The organism is Rhodoplanes sp. (assembly GCF_013377085.1).
GTDB lineage: Bacteria > Pseudomonadota > Alphaproteobacteria > Rhizobiales > Xanthobacteraceae > Rhodoplanes.
The window spans coordinates 24829-42381 of record NZ_JACAAX010000004.1 but is presented as its reverse complement, the minus strand read 5'-3'; the positions used below and the strand labels follow the sequence as shown (position 1 = coordinate 42381).

Below are 17553 nucleotides of genomic sequence, written 5' to 3'. Positions count from 1 at the left end.
CCGGCCCGCGCGTATTGGGACGTCGACCCGCCTGGAGCGGCTTTTACGGGGACCACGATGCGACCGATCCGACGCCTGATCTGTGCTGCCGCACTCGCGGCGCTGCTGCCGGCCTCTCTGCTGATCGGCGGCACCCCCGCCGCCGCGCAGACGGCGTCCGACAAGATCACGATCCGCTTCACCTGGAAGCTGAAGGGCGAGTACGCGCCGCTCTTCGTCGCCCTCGACAAGGGCTACTACAAGGCCGAGGGGCTCAACGTCGAGCTCGCCGAGGGCTCCGGCGCGCTCACGGTGATCAAGATGGTCGGCATCGGCCAGGAGCAGTTCGCCTATGGCCCCGCCGTGAACGCCGTGCAGGCGGTGAGCCAGGACCTGCCCGTCAAGCTGGTCGCGCTCTATCAAACCAGCACGCCGATGGGCGTGATCTCGTTCCCCGAGGTGGCGCTGAAGACGCCGAAGGATCTCGAGGGCAAGACGCTGGCGATCTCGGTCGGCGAGACGTTTTCGGACATGGTGCGGCCGTTCCTGAAGATCAACGGCGTCGACATCGACAAGGTGACCCGCGTCCAGATGGACAATTCCGCCCGCGCCGCCCAATTCCTCGCCCGCCGGATCGACGCCATGGCCGTGTTCCTCACCAACGATCTGCCCAAGATGGAGCATGTCACCGGCGTCAAGTTCAACGTGCTCGACGTCGGCGCCTTCGGCCTGAAGGTGCCGGGCGCGGCGCTGATCGCCAACGCTGCCTGGGCGGAACAGAACCCCGAGCTCGTCCGAAAAGTGCTGCGCGCCACCGCCAAGGGCTATGCCGACGCCATCGCGGATCCGGCCGGCGCCGCGCAGATCTTCCAAAAATACCTGACCCTGAAGGAGGACCCGGGCGTGCTCGAGCGTCAGGTGCGCGCCACCATGGCCTCGACCAACGCGCCCGCCGGCAAGCCGATCGGCTGGCAGGACGAGGCGACCTGGACGGCCTGCCTCGATCTCCTGGCCGAGACCGGCAACCTGAAGGTCCGCAAGGAGCCGGGCGCGTATTACACGAATGCGTATCTGCAGTGAGTCCGAATTGAATTGTCCGCTCGTCCCCGCGAAAGCGGGGACCCAGTGCCCCGCATCTGGATTCCCGCTTGCGCGGGAATGAGCGGAGATCGGGGCGGCTGCTTGAGTCTCAATAGGCGGGGTCCTAACCCTTCGTCCCCGTCTCCGGCGCAATGCCCGACAGCTCCTGGATGAGCGCGCCGACGGCGCCCCAGTCGAGGTCGGCGCGGCCGGTCTGCAGCAGCGCTTTCAGGAGCTGATGGATGCCGGCCGAGACCGGCGCGTAGACGAGGGTCCGGTTCATCGCCTCGACGGCGATGCGCAGATCCTTCTCCATCAGGGCGGCGCGGAAGCCCGGCTTGAAATCGCGCTCGATCAGGCGAAGCGCATGCCGCTCTAGCACCGTGCTCTTCGCCGCCCCGCCGAGCAGCGCCTCGCGCACCCGCCTGGGGTCGACGCCCATGCTCAGCGCCAGAGCGACCGCCTCGCTGGCGCCCAGCATGTTGGCGGCGACACAGATCTGGTTGCAGGCTTTTGCCACCTGTCCGGCGCCGGCGTCGCCGATATGGACGATGGTCGTCGCGATCGCCTCGAGGCAGGGCCGCACCTGCGCCAGCACGTCGGCCGGCCCGCCCACCATGCAGGAGAGGGTGCCGTCGGCGGCACCCTTCTGGCCGCCCGAAACCGGACTGTCCAGCATGGCGATGCTTTGCGCGGCGAGACGCGCCGCGAGCTCGCGGGTCGCCACCGGATCGATGGTGCTGGTGTCGATGACGACGGCGCCGGGATTCATCACGACGGCGATGCCGCCCTCGCCGAACAACACCGCGGCGACGTCCTCGGTCGCCGGCAGGCAGAGGAACACCACGTCGGCGCCGCGCGCCGCTTCGGCGGCGGAACCCACGAGCGTGGCGCCGAGCGCCACGACGGGTGTCGCCTTCTCGGGCGTACGATTGAACACGGCGAGCGGAAAGCCCTTGCGCGCCAGATTGGCGGCCATGCCGGCGCCCATCACGCCGAGCCCGATGAATGCGACCTGCGGTGCCGCCATGCCGTCACGTCCCCCTGTCGTTGGGCCTTTGAGTTCCGCACGGATCATCCATTGGTCATTCCGGGACGGCGCGGAGCGCCGGACCCGGAATCCAACCACACGCTCGGAATTCGTCTCTGGATTCCGGGCTCGCTGCTTCGCAGCGCCCCGGAATGACCCCCAAACGAAAACCCGGACCCCGTATCATCCGCGCCGGAGCGCCAGCACGGTGTTCGAGGTGTCGGCCATCGCCTTCATGAAGGCCGGGCCGTCGAGATAGCCGAGCTCGACATTCATGCGCCTGGCGAGCTCCGCCATCCGCTCGCTCTTCATCACCTTGTCGAACATCTCACGGTGCCAACGGATGATCGGCTCCGGCGTGCGCGACGAGATCAGCAGGCCCTTCATGTTGTCCATGGTCATGTCGTAGCCGAGCTCCGACATGCCCTTCACGTCGGGAATGATCGTGCTGCGGTCCGAGAACGTCGCCAGGATATAGGCGTTGCCGGCGTCGTATTGCGACTTCGCCTCGGCCGGAATCACCAGGGTCATCGCGATGCTGCCGCCGAGCACGTCCTTGAAGGCGTCGGCGCCGCCCCGGTAGGGCACGTGGTTCAGCTCGATGCCGGCCGCCTTCTCGAACGCCTGGAAGCCGGCATGCAGGATGCCGCCGACGCCGGACGAGCCGTAGGCGAGCCTGCCGGGGTTCGCCTTGGCGTACTTCACCAGCGCGTCGACGCTGTCGAGCTGCCCCTTGCGGCTGGTCACCAGCACCATGTGCTCGCGATTGACCCGGCCGATCGCGGCAAAGTCGTCGAGCTTGTAGTTGAGCTTGGTATAGTGCGGCAGCGTCGTGCTCTCGCTGCCGCCGCCGAGCAGCAGCGAGTAGCCGTCCGGCTCGAGATGCGCGACCACATCGGCCGCGATGGCGCCGGCGCCACCGGGGCGGTTTATCACGACGAACTTCACGGGCGCGAGCTCGTCCGCCGCCGCAGCATAGAGCCGGGCGATCACGTCGGTGCCGCCGCCGGCCTGGAAGCCGACGAAGATCTGCACCATCCGGGTCGGCTGCCACGCGGCCTGCGCGGCCGCAGGCGAGAGGGACGTGGAGAGCGCCTGCGGGAACGCCGCGGTGCCGAGCGCGGCAGTGAGGAAACGACGACGGTCCATCATGTGTCACCTCCCGGGATGACGTGCTTCTCTGATTTCGTACCGAGCACCGCACCTGTCCGACCGTGGATGCGATTCCGATCAGACCTTGGCTGCGACCTTTCCGTTGCCGGGCGCGCCCGGGATCGAGGCGGGCCAGGCGATGCCCTTGCCGGCGCCGAGCGCCGACAACTCCTCGATCAGGGCCGGCGGCAGGACGATGCCGTTGGCGCGGCGCGCCTGTGCCAAGCGGTGCTCGTGCTCGCCCGCATAGAGGATCTCGCTGAACCCGTCGGCCTTCGGCTCCGCCCGCAGCAGCGCCACGTAATCGGCGAGCCGCTCGGTGAACATCGCCAGTGGCAGGAAGCGGCTGATGTCGAGCACGAAGAAGAAGTGGCCGACGTTCTGCGGCTCGTTCCAGTCCTCGTACATGTTGCGGATGTGTGGGCCGTAGCCGGCACCGGTGAGCACGCCCGACAGGATGTCGATCGCCATCGACAGGCCGGACCCTTTGGCGCCCCCGACCGGCAGCACGGCGCCGTCGAGCGCCGCCTGGGCGTCGGTGGTCGGCCGCCCGGCCTTGTCGATCGCCCAGCCGAGCGGAATCGAATCCCCCTTCTTCGCTGCCGAGAGGATTTTTCCGCGCGCCACATGGCTGGTCGCCATGTCGAGCAGGAACGGCGCGCCCTCGCGGGTCGGGAAGGCGATGGCCAGCGGATTGGTGCCGATGAACGGCCGCAAGCCGCCGGTCGGCGGCATGGTCTGCGAGGCGTTCGACATCACCATCGCGGCGAGCCCGATCGCGGTCGCCTGCTCGGCGAAATAGGCCGCCGTGCCGAAATGATTGGAGGCCCGCACCCCGACGCAGGCGACGCCGTGCCGGCCGGCGCGGTCGAGCGCGACCTCGAGGGCCCGCTGACCGACATAGGCGCCGAAATTGTTGCCGCCGTCGATCCGGACCGTCGCCCCCTCGTCGCGCTCGATGCGCGGCTCGGCGGCGACGTCGATCATCTTCTCGGCGACGCGGCGCAGATAGATCGGCAGCCGCAGGACGCCGTGCGAGTCGACGCCGCGCAGGTCGGCGCAGACGAGCGAGTCGGCGACGATCCGGGCGACCTTGGCCGGCACGCCCGCCGCCTCGAACACCGCGGCGCAGAAGGCACCGAGATCGTCGGCGCGCACCGCGCCCGGCACGGGGCCGACGGCCCGGCTCACGGCTTGAAGCCCTTCGCCTTGAGGGTCTCGTCGATCCAGCGGCGGTCCACCGTGCCGTCGGCGATCGAGGCGAGGATCGCCTTCTCGCGCTCCATTTGGGCATGGCAGAGCTTGGCGATGGCGGGCGCCTCGTCGCGCGGGATGGCCAGCACGCCGTCGGCGTCGCCGATGATGATGTCGCCCGGCCGCACCGGCGTGCCGCCGATGCTGATCAGGCCGTTGATCTCGCCCGGACCGTCCTTGTAGGGGCCGCGATGGATGACGCCGAGGGCATAGACTGCGAACGGGGCCTTGGCGATGCTGTCGGTGTCGCGCACCGCGCCGTCGACCACGAAGCCGGCGATGCCCTTCTTGGCCGCCAGCGTCGTCATGATCTCGCCGAGGATCGCGTTGGTGAGATCGCCGCCGGCGTCGATGACGATGACATCGCCCGGCTCGGCGAGATCGATCGCCTTGTGGACCATCAGGTTGTCGCCCGGCCGGGTGCGCACCGTGAGGGCGACGCCGAGCAGCGGCGTGCCGTCGTGGTAGGGCCGCAGGCCGGCACCGCCCGAAAACATGCGGGACATGTTGTCGCTGGCGATCGGGGTGGGGACGCCGGCGAAAGCCGCAAGCAGGGCGGGATCGATGGCGGGGGCGCGCGGGGCGATGCTGAAGCCGATGGACATGGGACCTTCCGGGATCGTTGATGCTCGAGATCTAGGCGCAGCTTGAACAGACGTCCAATAACTTGCTAGGCTATGATTGATACTGAATTGGTCTCAATCCCGGCCGCCGTCCGATGGACCTGCTTCGCCTGAAAAGCTTCCTGGTGCTCGCCGATACGCTGCATTTCGGCCGCGCCGCGGCACGGCTCGGCATCGCCCAACCGCATCTCAGCCGGCGCATCCGCGACCTCGAGGCGGAGATCGGCGTGCGCCTGTTCACCCGCTCGCAGCGCCGGGTGGAACTGACGGCCGCCGGCGCCACCCTGCGGCTGCGCGCGACCCGCATCCTCGACGAGGTCGAGAAGGCCAAGGTCGAGGCCCGACAGGTCGGCACCGGCGCGGCCGGGCGGCTGCGCATCGGCTTCATCCACTCGTCGACCTACGGGATGCTGCCGGCGATCATCCGCTCGTTCCGCGCCATGCGGCCCGCCGTGATGCTCGACCTCGTCGAGATGACCATGGTCGAGCAGGTGCGGGCGCTGCGCGCCGGCGACATCGACATCGGCCTGCTGCGCTCGCTGCCCGACGTCACCGACATCGCCTTCGAGACGGTGATGCGCGAGCCGTTCCGGCTGGCCGTGCCGGCCGACCACGACTTCGCCCGCCGCAGATCGGTGAGCCTGCGCGAATTGTCCGGCCAGCCGCTGGTGATGTTCCCGCGCGAGGCGAGCCCGCTGTTCCACATGCGCATCACGGCGGCCTTCGAGCGGGCCGCCGTCACGCCGGTGATCGTCCAGGAGGCGACCCAGATCCACACCGTGATGGGGCTGGTCGCGGCCGGCATCGGCCTCGCGCTGGTGCCGTCCTCGGCCGAGCGGCTGCCGCGCGCCGGCGCCGTGCTGATCGACCTCACCGACCCGCCCGAGCCGGCCGACGTCAGCGTCGCCTGGCGCGGCGGGCAGCCGCCCTTGCTGGTGCCGCCGTTCCTCGCCGCGGCCCACGCGGCAGCCGCCGGCCTCGACGAGGCGGGCGAACGGCCGGCGTCAGCAGCAAAGCGGGCGGCGCGCCGGCCAGGACGTCAGAACAAGAAATAACGCTGCGCCATCGGCAACACCTCGGCCGGCGCGCAGGTCAGCAGCTCGCCGTCGGCCCGCACCTCGTAGGTCTCGGGATCGACCTCGATCAGCGGCGTCGCGTCGTTGTGGATCAGGCTCTTCTTGCCGATCTTCCTGGTCTTCTCGACCGCGACCAGCTCCTTCATGATGCCGAGCTTCTTGCCCAGGCCCGCGCGCACCGCGGCTTTCGAGGCGAACACCACCGAGGAGGCCGTGAGCGAACGGCCGAAGGCCGCGAACATCGGCCGGTAGTGCACCGGCTGCGGCGTCGGGATCGAGGCATTGGGATCGCCCATCGGTGCCGCGACGATCGAGCCGCCCTTGATGATGCAGTCCGGCTTGACGCCGAAGAAGGCCGGCGACCACAGCACCAGGTCGGCGAGCTTGCCCTTCTCGACCGAGCCGATGTGCTTCGATACGCCGTGCGCGATGGCCGGATTGATGGTGTACTTGGCGATGTAGCGCTTGGCGCGGAAATTGTCGTTGTCGCCCCGCTCCTCCTTCAGCCGGCCGCGTTGCTTCTTCATCTTGTCGGCGGTCTGCCAGGTGCGGATGATCACCTCGCCGATGCGGCCCATGGCCTGGCTGTCCGACGACATCATCGAGAGGGCGCCGAGATCGTGCAGGATGTCCTCGGCCGCGATGGTTTCTTTCCGGATGCGGCTCTCGGCGAAGGCGAGATCCTCGGCGATCGACGGGTCGAGATGGTGGCACACCATCAGCATGTCGAGATGCTCGTCGATGGTGTTCTTGGTGAACGGCCGCGTCGGGTTGGTCGACGAGGGCAGCACGTTGGGCAGGCCCGCCACCTTGATGATGTCGGGTGCGTGCCCACCGCCGGCACCCTCGGTATGGAAGGCGTGGATGGTGCGGCCCTTGAAGGCCGCGATCGTGTCCTCGACGAAGCCCGACTCGTTGAGCGTGTCGGTGTGAATCATCACCTGCACGTCGAACTCGTCGGCGACCGTGAGGCAGCAGTCGATCGCGGCCGGCGTGGTGCCCCAGTCCTCGTGCAGCTTCAGGGCGCAGGCGCCGGCCTTGATCATCTCCTCGAGCGCGGCGGGGCGCGACGCGTTGCCCTTGCCGGCGAAGCCGAGATTGACCGGGAAGGCGTCGGCCGCCTGGATCATGCGGGCGATGTGCCAGGGTCCCGGCGTGCAGGTGGTGGCGTTGGTGCCGGCCGCCGGCCCGGTGCCGCCGCCGAGCAGCGAGGTGACGCCGGACATCAGCGCGTCCTCGACCTGCTGCGGACAGATGAAATGGATGTGGGTGTCGAAGCCGCCGGCCGTGAGGATTTTTCCTTCGCCGGCGATGATCTCGGTACCCGGGCCGATCACGATCGTCACGTTCGGCTGGATGTCCGGATTGCCGGCCTTGCCGATCGCGGCGATGCGGCCCTCCTTGAGGCCGACATCGGCCTTCACGATGCCCCAGTGATCCAGGATCAGGGCGTTGGTGATCACGGTGTCGACGGCGCCCTGCCGGTTGGTGAGCTGGCTCTGGCCCATGCCGTCTCGGATCACCTTGCCGCCGCCGAACTTCACCTCCTCGCCATAGGTGGTGAAGTCCTTCTCCACCTCGATGAACAGGTCGGTGTCGGCGAGCCGCACCCGGTCGCCCGTGGTGGGCCCGAACATGCCGGCATAGGCGGCGCGGGAGAGCGTGACGGGCATGGTCGTCTCCGAGAGTCAGAGGCTGCGGCCGTCGACCGCCTGCGGCGACAGCGTCGCCGGGTCGACGCCGTCGAGGCAGCGGACATTGACGGCGACCATCTCGGTGCCGTCCGGCATGGCGCCGCGGGCGAAGGATTCGATCCCGCAGGTGGCGCAGAACAGGTGATGGATGATCTTCTTGTTGAACTGGTAGTCGGTCGTGGCGTTCTCGCCCGACGTCAGCGTGAACACGGATGCCGGCGCGAAAGCCAGGATGGCGCCGAGCTTGGCGCAGCGCGAGCAGTTGCACGAGATGGTGCGATCGAGATCGGCGTCGACCTCGAAACGCACCGCGCCGCATTGGCATCCGCCGGTGTAGTGTTTCGTCGGCATATCGGATCCTTGCTGCGAAGGCTCGTCACATCGGGTTCAGAAGATGTTCGGCAGTCCGGATCAAGGCGGCACCAGCGCGAAGACCGGGAATGCGGCGGCCGACCGGTCGAACGTGTAAGTCGGCGAGGCTCCGGCCTCGTCGTTCAGGGCCGCGATCAGATAGTCGGCGAAATCCGCATTGCCCTTGCCGAACCAGTGAATCGCCGTCATCAGGGCGCTCCGGTTCTCGAAGACGAACTCCTCGCGCTGGAGCATGAGTTCCAGGACATCGGCGATCTCGCGTTTGTCTCGCTTATAGGATCGCGACAGGGTCCACACGAATTCGGCCAGCACGATGTTGGTGAGCCGGATCGAGGCCGGGCCGCACCCGTCCAGAAGTCGCGCGACAGCCGCGCTCTGCTCCGGACTGTCGGCCGTGAACAGCCGCAGCAGAACGTTGGTGTCCCAGCCGTTCATTCGGCCGCCCTCGATTTCTTCCACTCTTGGAACTCGCGCCACTCGTTCCACTCGCGGCTGATCCGAGCGTGCTTCTCGGCGAGGTGATCGGCGATGCCCTGATCCATCTCCCCGAGAGTCACCGGAGGCCGATCCGGAATGCGGTCCTTCAGGATACCGAACAGGTCCGACGCCTTGGCGTTCCGGGCCAGGATGCTGACGGCGCGGCTGCGCGGATCCACATAGAAATCGACCTTGTCGCCGTCCTTCAGCATGAAGAAACTGCGGACCTCCGCCGGAATGGTGATCTGCCCCTTGGAGCTTACCTTGGCTTCGTAATGAGGCATCAAATCCTCCTTACTTTCTTCTATTCTCCTTACAATATAAGCGTTCTCCTTACGATCTACAACTTCCCCATCACGGCTTGCCGGAAGCCGTAGACGCTGCGCTTGCCGGCGAGCGGCACCAGCGTCACCTCGCGCGACTGGCCGGGCTCGAACCGCACCGCCGTGCCGGCGGCGATGTCGAGCCGCAGGCCGCGGGCCTTGCGACGCTCGAACTTCAGGGCCGGGTTGGTCTCGAAGAAATGGTAGTGCGAGCCGACCTGGATCGGCCGGTCGCCCGTGTTGGTCACGGTCAGGATCACGGTCTTGCGGCCGGCATTGAGGGTGATGTCGCCCTCGGCCGTGATGATCTCGCCGGGAATCATGGCTTCGTCTCCTGGGGTTTCGCCGGCTGCGCCGCGGCAACCGGCTCCTCGCGAACCGTCATCAGCTCGGCGGCCGGGATCGCCATCACGGCATTCCAGCGGGCCGTGCCGGTGGGTTCCTTGTTGATGTCGCGCAGCCGCGGCCAGATCGCAGCGGGCACGGCATACTCGAGAACCCGCCCGCTCGGCTTGTGGCGGATGGTCACGCGCCCGAACAGACCAGCCCCGGCCGGCGCGTCGGCGACTCGCAGGCTCGCCTGGCCGGGCGAGGCTCGCGTCGCGACCATGACGCCGTCGACGACGCAAGGGCACGGCGCCTCGGGGCTGGTGAAATAGGTGACGTCGAGCTCGCGCGGCGCCGCGCCGAGCTTCTGCCGCGCATCGTCGCCGATCCGGATGCCGACCGCGATCAGCGAGCCGAAACCGCCGTGAATACGGGCGCCGAGCGACACCCACAGGTCGCGCTCGTCCGGCGGCGTCTGCTCGATCGGCCCGTCATGGGCAGGCGTGGCGACCAGCCCGGCCGCAAGCAGGGCCGCGGCGAGCACGCCGATTGTCGCGATCCTCCCGGAGCGGACCATCAGCAAGGCCTCAGCGGATCGGATTGTGCACGGTGACGAGCTTGGAGCCGTCCGGAAAGGTCGCCTCGACCTGGACGTCGTGGATCATCTCGGGGATCCCGTCCATCACCTGGTCGCGGGTGAGGACCGTCGCGCCGGCCGCCATCAGCTCGGCGACGCTCCTGCCGTCGCGGGCGCCCTCCAGGATGAAGTCGGAGATCAGCGCCACGGCCTCGGGGTGGTTGAGCTTGACGCCCCGCTCCAGGCGGCGGCGCGCCACCATGGCGGCGGTGGCGATCAGCAGCTTGTCTTTTTCACGCGGCGTCAGGTGCATCGGAGTCCATCTTGGTTCAGTTCAGCCACAGCGGCGGCAGCGGGCCGGCGAGCGCCACCGTCAGGGCCGTCATCAGATCGTAGCGCAGGCTTTCGCCGTCGGGGGCGCAGAAACGCACGGCCGTCATGCCGTTCCACGACGACGCCCCGACCTCGCCGCGCAGGCCCTCGCAGGCCCGCAGTGCGGCGACGAAGGCCTCGTCGGCCGGCATCAGCAGGATGATGGCGATGGCGACGCCGCCCTTCGCCACGGCCGGCTCGCGCAGCGTGTCGGCGATCGCCCCGTCGAGCCGGATCGTCTCGGCATAGACGAGCTTGCCGGCGCGGCGCACCCGCCAGCGGTCCGAGAACCAGCCCTCGGCGACCACCTCGTTCATGCCGGAGCGGCCGAACACCACGGCCTCGGCGAGCAGCAGCCGCGAATCCTCGGCGAGGTCGATGTCGATGGTGCGGTCGAGCCGGGCGCGGTCGAACAGGATCATCTCGCGCGGCATCCAGGCGAGGCTGGCGCCCCGCCCGACTTTCAGACGGACCGCCATCGAGGCGGCCGTGGCGGCCGACCGGTAGACCTTCTCGGCCGACGAGGTGGTGACCCGCAGCGACGCGCCGTCCTCCACCGCGATATCGACGTCGGCGGTGTCGCCGCCGGCGATTCCGCCCGCCGTATTGATGATCACGGCCTCGAGGTCGGTGTCGGCGGTCGTCGCGGTGGGAAACCGCACCCGCAGCGAGCCCTCCTCGAACACATGGGTGCGGCGGCTGACGCCCTCGCGCATGCCGACCCCGAAGCGGATCTTGCCCACCGCCCGGTTGGCCGCGAAGGTCTCGCCCGGCGGAACCGCCTGCTCGCTCACCGCTCCCCAGCCCCTGTTCACCGCCGTCGCGTCCGGCCGACGAGTCAAAGCGCCAGCGCGCGCCGCAGGGCCCCCTCGTCGAGATCGGCACGGCTCGCCGCATAGACGACGCTGCCGCGATCCATGACTGCAAAATGATCGCCGAGTTCGCGGGCGAAGTCGAGATATTGCTCGACCAGCACGATGGCCATGCCGCCGAGATCGCGCAGATAGGCGATGGCGCGGCCGATATCCTTGATGATCGACGGTTGGATGCCCTCGGTCGGCTCGTCGAGCAGGAGCAGGCGCGGGCGCATCACCATGGCGCGGCCGATGGCGAGCTGCTGCTGCTGGCCGCCAGAGAGATCGCCGCCGCGCCGGCGCAGCATGCCTGACAGCACTGGAAACAAAGTGAAAACATCGGGCGGCACCGTGCGGTCACGCCGCGGCAGCGCCGCGAAAGCCGTCTCCAGGTTCTCCTGCACGGTGAGCAGCGGGAAGATTTCGCGGCCCTGCGGCACATAGGCGATGCCGCGGCGGGCGCGCCGGTCGGGGGCGAGGCCCCTGATGTCCTCGCCGTCCCAGTCGATGGTGCCGGCCCGCACGGCGTGCTGGCCGACGATGGCGCGCAAGAGGCTGGTCTTGCCGACCCCGTTCCTGCCGAGCACGCACGTCACCTTGCCGGGCTCGGCGACGAGGCTGACGCCCCGCAGCGCCTGCGCCGCGCCGTAGTAGAGGTCGATGGATTGGACGTTCAGCATGGCACGTCCTTCACCCTCCCCTGGAGGGGGAGGGTCGGGGCGCGCGACAGCGCGCACCGGGGTGGGGTGAAGCCGCGCGCACCGGCGACGCTGTCACCCCCTCCCGCCGCGCTACGCGCGGCGACCTCCCCCCTCCAGGGGGAGGTGAAGAGATGGCGCCGCATGGCATCTCGTTCATCGTCATCGTCCCAGATACACCTCGACGACCCGCTCGTTCTCGGAAACCTGGTCGATCGAGCCCTCGGCCAGCACCCGGCCCTCGTGCAGCACCGTGACCTTGACGCCGAGCGCGCGCACGAAGGTCATGTCGTGCTCGACCACCACGACGGTCTTCTCGGCATTGATGGTGCGCAGCAGCTCCGCCGTCTGGTGCGTCTCGGCGTCCGTCATGCCGGCGACCGGCTCGTCGACCAGGAGAAGCTTCGGATCCTGGGCGAGCAGCATGCCGATCTCCAGCCACTGCTTTTGGCCGTGCGACAGACTGCCGGCGAGCTTTTGGCGCGCCCCCTTGAGGCGGACCGTGTCGAGAATTGCGCCGATGCGCTCGCGCGCCGCGGCGCTCTCGCGCCAGGCGACGGCCGTGCGGGCGCGTCGGTCGCCTGCGAGCGCGAGGCGCAGATTGTCCTCGACCGTGTGCGAGTCGAACACGGTCGGCTTCTGGAACTTTCGGCCGATGCCGAGCACGGCGATCGACGCCTCGTCGAGGGTCGTCAGATCGTGGCTGCCGTCGAACACCACCTCGCCCTCGTCGGGCCGGGTTTTTCCGGTGATCACATCCATCATGGTGGTCTTGCCGGCCCCGTTGGGGCCGATGATGGCGCGCATCTCGCCCGGCGCGATGGTGAGCGACAGCCCGTTGAGGGCCTTGAAGCCGTCGAACGAGACGCTCACGGCGTCGAGATAAAGGAGGGTTGGTGTGGTGCGGAGTTCCATCACGCCCTCACTCCGCCGCCAGCGGCTTGGCCGAAGCCGACGCGTCGGACGCGTCGGCTTCGGCCAATCGGCTGCGCCGAAACGCCCGCCAGTGCGCGATCGTCCCGAAAATCCCGCGCGGCAGCCACAGGGTGACGCCGACGAACAGGCCGCCGAGCAGAAAGAGCCAGTAGGGGGCAAGCGGCCCGCTGGTGAAGGTGGTCTTGGCGTAGTTGACCAGGATGGCGCCTGCCACCGCACCGACCAACGTGCCGCGGCCGCCGACCGCGACCCAGATCACCGCCTCGATCGAGTTCGCCGGCGAGAATTCCCCGGGATTGATGATGCCGACCTGCGGCACGTAGAGGGCGCCGGCAACCCCCGCCATGCAGGCCGAGATGGTGAAGACGGCGAGCTTGTAGGACTCGACCCGGTAGCCGAGAAAGCGGGCGCGCGACTCGGCATCGCGGATGGCGATCAGCACCATGCCGAACTTCGACGACACCAGCACGCGGCAGACGACATAGCCGAGCGCCAGCGCGACGCAGGAGATCGCGAACAGCGCGGCCCGCGTCGTGTCGGCCTGCACGTTGAAGCCCAGGATGTCCTTGAAATCGGTGAGACCGTTGTTGCCGCCGAAGCCGAAATCGTTGCGGAAGAAGGCGAGCAGCAGCGCGAAGGTCATGGCCTGGGTGATGATCGAGAAATGGACGCCGGTGACGCGGCTGCGGAACGCGAACCAGCCGAACACCAGCGCCAGCAGGCCGGGCACCAGGAGCACCATCAGCACGGCGTAGGGGAACGAGGACAATCCCCACCAAGCGAGCGGCAGCTCCTTCCAGTTGAGGAACACCATGAAGTCGGGCAGCAGCGGATTGCCGTAGACGCCGCGACCGCCGATCTGGCGCATCAGATACATGCCCATGGCGTAGCCGCCGAGCGCGAAGAACGCCCCGTGGCCGAGCGAGAGAATGCCGCAAAAGCCCCAGATCAGATCGATCGACAGCGCCAGCAGCGCGAAGCAGACATACTTGCCGAACAGCGCCATCAGATAGGTCGGCACATGGAGGGCCGAGGAGTCCTGCGTCGCCAGGTTGAGCAGCGGCACACCGATCGCGGCGACGGCGAGGATGATCAGAAACGCGATGGTGCCAGGATCGAGGACGCGGGGGGTCATGGACTGACCTCCGTCATTCCGGGGCGCGGGCTGCAAGCCCGCGAGCCCGGAATCCATAACCCCGGTCTGTGTGTATGGATTCCGGGCTCGCCGCTGCGCGGCGCCCCGGAATGACGAAGGTCGTCATGGTGGCGTTCATGCCTCCACGGCCCTTCCCTTCAGCGCGAAGAGGCCGCGCGGGCGGCGCTGGATGAACAGGATAATCAGCACCAGGATGGCGATCTTGCCCAGCACGGCGCCGGCGAAGGGCTCCAGGAACTTGTTGGCGATGCCGAGCGTGAAGGCGCCGACCAGCGTGCCCCACAGGTTCCCCACGCCGCCGAACACCACCACCATGAAACTGTCGATGATGTAGCTCTGGCCGAGATTGGGGCTGACATTGTCGATCTGCGACAGCGCCACGCCGGCGATGCCGGCGATGCCGGAGCCGAGCCCGAAGGTGAGTGCGTCGATGCGGGCCGTGCGGATGCCGACCGCGGCCGCCATGCTGCGGTTCTGCGTCACGGCACGCATCTCCAGGCCGAGCCGCGTCCAGCGCAGCATCGTCAGCAGCAGCGCGAAGGTGGCCAGGCTGAAGCAGAGGATCCACAGGCGGTTCCAGGTGATGGCGAGCTGGCCGATCTCGAAGGCGCCGCTCATCCAGGACGGATTGCTCACCTCCTTGTTGGTCGGCCCGAAACCGGTGCGCACCGCCTGCTGCAGGATCAGCGAAATGCCCCAGGTGGCGAGCAGGGTTTCGAGCGGACGCCCGTAGAGAAAGCGGATGACGCTCCTCTCGATGAGAATCCCGACCAGCCCCGTGACCACGAAAGCGAGCGGCACGGCGATCGGCAGCGACCAGTCGAGCGTCAGCGCCGCCGGCAGCGGCAGTATGACGCCGATGTCGGTGCCCGGCAGAGAGAGCACGATCGCCTTTTGGCGGATCGCCTCCTGCACCACGAAGGTCGTGTAGGCGCCGAGCATCACCATCTCGCCATGCGCCATGTTGATGACGCCCATGACGCCGAACGTGATGGCGAGCCCGATGGCGGCGAGCAGCAGCACCGAGCCGAGGGAGAGCCCGTACCAAGCGTTCTGCACCGCCTCCCACACCTGCAGGCGGCCGCGGATCGCACTCGCGGCGCTGTCGGCGGCGCGCTGTAAGATTGCGGGCGTGCCGGGCGGCAGCGAGCCGAGCAGCGCCAGCGCGCTCTGGTCGCCACGCTCGCGCAGCACCGCCACGGCCTCGATGCGGGCCGCCTCCGGTGCCTCGGCGCTGGTGATCAGGATCGCGGCGCGCGCGTCGGCCAGTGCCGCCTTGACGCGGGCGTCGGTTTCTTGCGCCAGCGCCGCGTCGACGGCGGCGAGCGCACCGGCGTCGCGCGACTTGAACACCGCCTGGGCGGCCTCGAGCCGGCGGGCCGGATCGGGGGCCCGCAGCGTCAGCGCGCCGAGGGCGGCATCGACGGCGCGGCGCAGCCGGTTGTTGAGGCGGACACGCTTGAGATCGGCAGGCGCGGGCGACATGGCGGCGCCGCTCGCGGCATCGCGCCAAGCCACGCCGTCTTCGATCAGCACGCGCCGGCTCGACGGGTCGACGGCGAGCTTGCCGTCCTGCAGGGCTTTCAGCACCGGAGCTGCGCGAAAATCGCCGGCGGCGGCGAGCGCGGTCACACCGACCTCGGTGTCGGCATAGGAGTTGGTGAAGAAATTTGCGAGTGCGTCGTCGAAGGCGTCGGCGAACGTCGGCGACGTCAAAACAAGCGTGAGAAGGACAGCGAAGGTCGCGACGAACAAGGCTCGCAGGCGCCGTCGCCCGGGGCTCACCCCTCTCCCTATCCCTCCCCCGCAAGGGGGGAGGGAACCGGGTGCGGCAGCGCCGTCCCAATCACAACGGCAATTGCTTGCGGCAAGTCCGGTCGAAATCAAATGCACAGGCCCTTCCGTAGGGGTTCCCTCCCCCCTTGTGGGGGAGAAACAGGGAGGGGGGTAGCCACACGGAACAACGCCCGTCGGTCCACCGGTCAGGTCAGAAGCAGCAAGCTCACCCGCCGCACTTTTGCGTCTTGGTGTTGTAGTTGCCGCATTTGAGCTTCACCCAGTCGGCGGTGAGGTCCTTGGAACCTTCGAGATATTTGGACCACGCCTCGCCGGGCACCAGGCCTTCGGTCTTCCACACCACGTCGAACTGGCCGTCGTCCTTGATCTCCCCGATGAACACCGGCTTGGTGATGTGATGGTTGGCCAGCATCTCCGAGGTGCCGCCGGTGAGGTTCGGCGCCGTGGTGCCCGGCAACGCGTCGATCACCTTGTCGGGATCCGTCGAGCCGGCCTTCTCGACCGCCTTCACCCACATGGCGAAGCCGACGACATGCGCCTCCATCGGATCGTTGGAGACGCGCTTCGGGTTTTTGGTGAAGGCCTTCCACTTCGCGATGAAGTCCTTGTTGACCGGCGTGTCGATCGACTGGAAGTAGTTCCACGCGGCGAGATGGCCGAGCAGCGGCTTGGTGTCGACGCCGGCGAGCTCCTCCTCGCCGACCGAGAAGGCGACGACCGGAATGTCGGTCGCCTTGACGCCCTGGTTGCCGAGCTCCTTATAGAACGGCACGTTGGCGTCGCCGTTGATGGTGGAGACGACCGCGGTCTTCTTGCCGGCGGAGCCGAAGCGCTTGATCTCGGCGACGCGAGTCTGCCAGTCGGAATGGCCGAACGGCGTGTAATTGATCGAGATGTCCTCGTCCTTGACGCCCTTGGATTTCAGATAGGCCTCGAGAATCTTGTTGGTGGTGCGCGGATAGACGTAGTCGGTGCCCTCGAGCACCCAGCGCTGCACCTTCTCCTCCTTGGCGAGATAATCGACCGCCGGGATCGCCTGCTGGTTCGGCGCCGCGCCCGTGTAGAAGACGTTGCGCTCGCTTTCCTCGCCCTCGTACTGGACCGGGTAGAACAGGATCGAGTTCAGCTCCTTGAACACCGGCAGCACGGATTTGCGCGACACCGAGGTCCAGCAACCGAATACCGCCGCGACCTTGTCCTTGGTGATCAGCTCGCGCGCCTTCTCGGCGAACAGCGGCCAGTTCGACGCCGGATCGACCACCACAGCTTCTAGCTTCTTGCCGAGCAGGCCACCCTTCTTGTTCTGCTCCTCGATCAGCATCAGCATCACGTCTTTCAGCGTGGTCTCGCTGATCGCCATGGTGCCGGACAGCGAATGCAGGATGCCGACCTTGATGGTCTCCTGCGCCTGCGCCTGCGCGGGCAGCGCGGCGGCAAGACTGATCGCGGCGCCGACCGTGGCGGCGAGCATCCGGCCGGCCAGGCGTCCGGCCCCCATCCGAAGAGATGCGTGCATCGTCACTCCTTGTTCGTTCCAGAACCCGGGCGCCAGAGTCGGGCGCCCCGAGAGCGCGGCCGGACGGCCGGCGGGGGAGCAAATCGCAAGGAGCATGCCAAGGTTGTCCGCAGGTCGGCCGATCAGTCGGACGACCGGAATCCCGTCATCCGGACAACTCCGTAGGCCAGGCCTCGCGGCTACCGCCCGCGTCGTGGGCGGCCTGCCCAAAAACTAGCCGGCGGCTACCGGTCGGCGCCGGCTTGAACTCGCCGGCTCGC

Annotated in this window: 19 protein-coding genes; 2 read left to right on the top strand and 17 right to left on the bottom strand. The window is 68.2% G+C overall.

Annotated elements, in window-relative coordinates:
• The first annotated feature begins 57 nt into the window (after nucleotides 1-57).
• Nucleotides 58-1059, top strand: coding sequence for an ABC transporter substrate-binding protein (locus HXX10_RS04660; RefSeq protein ID WP_296520372.1), 1002 nt, complete (start codon nucleotides 58-60; stop codon nucleotides 1057-1059).
• 124 nt (nucleotides 1060-1183) lie between these two features.
• Here the strand turns inward: HXX10_RS04660 and HXX10_RS04655 are convergent, their stop codons facing one another.
• From HXX10_RS04655 to HXX10_RS04640, 4 genes are all read right to left on the bottom strand, one after another.
• Nucleotides 1184-2089 carry an NAD(P)-dependent oxidoreductase gene (locus HXX10_RS04655; protein ID WP_296520371.1) on the bottom strand — a complete coding sequence of 302 codons (906 nt, stop codon included), beginning with the start codon at nucleotides 2087-2089 and terminating at the stop codon, nucleotides 1184-1186.
• Between the two features lie 183 nt (nucleotides 2090-2272).
• Nucleotides 2273-3241 carry a tripartite tricarboxylate transporter substrate binding protein gene (locus HXX10_RS04650; RefSeq protein ID WP_296520370.1) on the bottom strand — a complete coding sequence of 323 codons (969 nt, stop codon included), beginning with the start codon at nucleotides 3239-3241 and terminating at the stop codon, nucleotides 2273-2275.
• Between the two features lie 78 nt (nucleotides 3242-3319).
• Nucleotides 3320-4432 (bottom strand): Ldh family oxidoreductase, encoded by a 1113-nt coding sequence (locus HXX10_RS04645; RefSeq protein ID WP_296520369.1) that lies wholly within the window; start codon nucleotides 4430-4432, stop codon nucleotides 3320-3322.
• Nucleotides 4429-5100, bottom strand: coding sequence for an RraA family protein (locus HXX10_RS04640; RefSeq protein ID WP_296520368.1), 672 nt, complete (start codon nucleotides 5098-5100; stop codon nucleotides 4429-4431). The genes HXX10_RS04645 and HXX10_RS04640 overlap by 4 nt, the downstream gene beginning before the upstream one ends.
• A gap of 113 nt (nucleotides 5101-5213) precedes the next feature.
• Here HXX10_RS04640 and HXX10_RS04635 point away from each other — a divergent pair, with 113 nt between their 5' ends.
• Nucleotides 5214-6173 carry a LysR family transcriptional regulator gene (locus HXX10_RS04635; RefSeq protein WP_296520367.1) on the top strand — a complete coding sequence of 320 codons (960 nt, stop codon included), beginning with the start codon at nucleotides 5214-5216 and terminating at the stop codon, nucleotides 6171-6173.
• On the opposite strand, the gene ureC is transcribed toward HXX10_RS04635, so the two are convergent.
• The 13 genes from ureC to urtA form a co-directional block, all read right to left on the bottom strand.
• Nucleotides 6158-7867: an urease subunit alpha gene (gene ureC, locus HXX10_RS04630; protein ID WP_296520366.1), complete on the bottom strand. Its 1710-nt coding sequence runs from the start codon at nucleotides 7865-7867 to the stop codon at nucleotides 6158-6160. The genes HXX10_RS04635 and ureC overlap by 16 nt on opposite strands.
• 15 nt (nucleotides 7868-7882) lie before the next feature.
• The gene (locus HXX10_RS04625; RefSeq protein WP_296520365.1) at nucleotides 7883-8239 is read right to left on the bottom strand and encodes a GFA family protein; all 357 of its coding nucleotides are present in this window, start codon (nucleotides 8237-8239) and stop codon (nucleotides 7883-7885) included.
• A gap of 60 nt (nucleotides 8240-8299) precedes the next feature.
• The gene (locus HXX10_RS04620) at nucleotides 8300-8695 is read right to left on the bottom strand and encodes a PIN domain-containing protein (protein WP_296520364.1); all 396 of its coding nucleotides are present in this window, start codon (nucleotides 8693-8695) and stop codon (nucleotides 8300-8302) included.
• Nucleotides 8692-9021 (bottom strand): AbrB/MazE/SpoVT family DNA-binding domain-containing protein, encoded by a 330-nt coding sequence (locus tag HXX10_RS04615; RefSeq protein ID WP_296520363.1) that lies wholly within the window; start codon nucleotides 9019-9021, stop codon nucleotides 8692-8694. Before HXX10_RS04615 ends, HXX10_RS04620 begins: the two co-directional genes overlap by 4 nt.
• A 56-nt stretch (nucleotides 9022-9077) precedes the next feature.
• Nucleotides 9078-9383 carry an urease subunit beta gene (locus HXX10_RS04610; protein WP_296520362.1) on the bottom strand — a complete coding sequence of 102 codons (306 nt, stop codon included), beginning with the start codon at nucleotides 9381-9383 and terminating at the stop codon, nucleotides 9078-9080.
• Nucleotides 9380-9964, bottom strand: coding sequence for a formylmethanofuran dehydrogenase subunit E family protein (locus tag HXX10_RS04605; RefSeq protein WP_296520361.1), 585 nt, complete (start codon nucleotides 9962-9964; stop codon nucleotides 9380-9382). The genes HXX10_RS04610 and HXX10_RS04605 overlap by 4 nt, the downstream gene beginning before the upstream one ends.
• A gap of 10 nt (nucleotides 9965-9974) precedes the next feature.
• Nucleotides 9975-10277 carry an urease subunit gamma gene (locus HXX10_RS04600; RefSeq protein ID WP_296520360.1) on the bottom strand — a complete coding sequence of 101 codons (303 nt, stop codon included), beginning with the start codon at nucleotides 10275-10277 and terminating at the stop codon, nucleotides 9975-9977.
• Between the two features lie 16 nt (nucleotides 10278-10293).
• Nucleotides 10294-11052 carry an urease accessory protein UreD gene (locus tag HXX10_RS04595; RefSeq protein WP_296520562.1) on the bottom strand — a complete coding sequence of 253 codons (759 nt, stop codon included), beginning with the start codon at nucleotides 11050-11052 and terminating at the stop codon, nucleotides 10294-10296.
• Nucleotides 11053-11174: 122 nt separating this feature from the next.
• Nucleotides 11175-11870 (bottom strand): urea ABC transporter ATP-binding subunit UrtE, encoded by a 696-nt coding sequence (gene urtE, locus HXX10_RS04590; RefSeq protein WP_296520359.1) that lies wholly within the window; start codon nucleotides 11868-11870, stop codon nucleotides 11175-11177.
• Nucleotides 11871-12050: 180 nt separating this feature from the next.
• Nucleotides 12051-12803, bottom strand: coding sequence for an urea ABC transporter ATP-binding protein UrtD (gene urtD / locus HXX10_RS04585; protein WP_296520358.1), 753 nt, complete (start codon nucleotides 12801-12803; stop codon nucleotides 12051-12053).
• Between the two features lie 7 nt (nucleotides 12804-12810).
• Nucleotides 12811-13959, bottom strand: coding sequence for an urea ABC transporter permease subunit UrtC (gene urtC, locus HXX10_RS04580; protein WP_296520357.1), 1149 nt, complete (start codon nucleotides 13957-13959; stop codon nucleotides 12811-12813).
• Between the two features lie 135 nt (nucleotides 13960-14094).
• Entirely contained in the window at nucleotides 14095-15696 is a 1602-nt protein-coding gene (urtB, locus tag HXX10_RS04575; RefSeq protein ID WP_296520561.1) for an urea ABC transporter permease subunit UrtB, read from the bottom strand.
• 286 nt (nucleotides 15697-15982) lie between these two features.
• Nucleotides 15983-17293, bottom strand: coding sequence for an urea ABC transporter substrate-binding protein (urtA, locus tag HXX10_RS04570; protein WP_296520356.1), 1311 nt, complete (start codon nucleotides 17291-17293; stop codon nucleotides 15983-15985).
• Nucleotides 17294-17553: the final 260 nt, after the last annotated feature.